This is a genomic window from Salegentibacter tibetensis, assembly GCF_020164485.1.
Lineage (GTDB): Bacteria > Bacteroidota > Bacteroidia > Flavobacteriales > Flavobacteriaceae > Salegentibacter > Salegentibacter tibetensis.
Map to the genome: position 1 here is coordinate 1 of NZ_JAIQZA010000090.1, position 1,110 is coordinate 1,110.

General features: G+C 33.9%; 2 tRNA genes. Both read left to right on the top strand.

From position 1 onward, the window contains the following. The first annotated feature begins 235 nt into the window (after positions 1 to 235). Positions 236 to 308: transfer RNA gene (locus tag LB467_RS18615), tRNA-Gly, on the top strand. Positions 309 to 326: 18 nt separating this feature from the next. After that, positions 327 to 411 (top strand) — tRNA-Leu (locus LB467_RS18620). Positions 412 to 1,110 lie beyond the last annotated feature (699 nt).

Below are 1,110 nucleotides of genomic sequence, written 5' to 3' on the forward strand. Positions count from 1 at the left end.
GGCTGTCCGTTAAAATCCTTACTTTTACCCATGTCTAGCTTTTTTGTGTCGTAACTCAAAAGTAGACATACCGGGTTAGTGTTCAAATTGCTAGCCCGGTTTATTTTTTTTACCGGACACTAGTGATTTTTTTTATTTTTTATAAAAAGCCTTTGACATTATAAGATTTATATTAAATTTGCATCCGCAATACGCTATTGCAGCTACGACAACTTGTGGAAGTTCTTTTAAACACGCGAAAATAGCTCAGTTGGTAGAGCGCCACCTTGCCAAGGTGGAGGTCGCGGGTTCGAATCCCGTTTTTCGCTCATATATAATATTACCACGCTCGGGTGGTGGAATTGGTAGACACGTTGGACTTAAAATCCAATGGACAATGTGTCCGTACGGGTTCAAGTCCCGTCCCGAGTACTTAAAGCCTTGTTAATCATCTGATTTTCAAGGCTTTTTTGTTTTAAATTCAGAGGTTTCCCGACATATTCCCGACATTTTGTTTTTTCCTGTCCTATAATTTTTTTAAGGTCATTTGAATGGTTTTGGTAATTTATTGAAAGCATGAATTTTCTGACAAAGAAAAAAATAAACTAAATAATCTAAATTTTCTACTCAAAATTATTTTCTAACTTTTTTTTATTTAATAACACTCCATATAATAATATAACCGATACGCTGCTTGTTATTAGATACTAGTATACTGAGTATTGATTAAAAACCAGTAGTTGATTCAATTCACAAGTTTATAATGTTTAAAGGCTACAGGTAGAAATCACTAATGGTTTTTTGAAATTATTCCAATTTTTTAGGACAGCTTATATGCTATATTAAATTCTATTTTTCATTTTCAATCAACTTAATAACTATGCCCGTCCTGCTTAAATGAAAACTGGTTTTGTGCCAAATAATAAACGATAAGCAGAAACTTTCCAGAATAGTGCCAGTACTCAAATAGATTCTTGCTTCGCAAGACTGCGACTGATAGCTCCATTTATTGGTCTCAAAAAAGGGATTTAAACCCTGCAATTTTATTGCAGCACTTTAGTATTGCGAAAAAATCTATATTTTCGAGCTATGAGTTATCAACGAAAAGGCTCACACACAGTCAGTCATTTG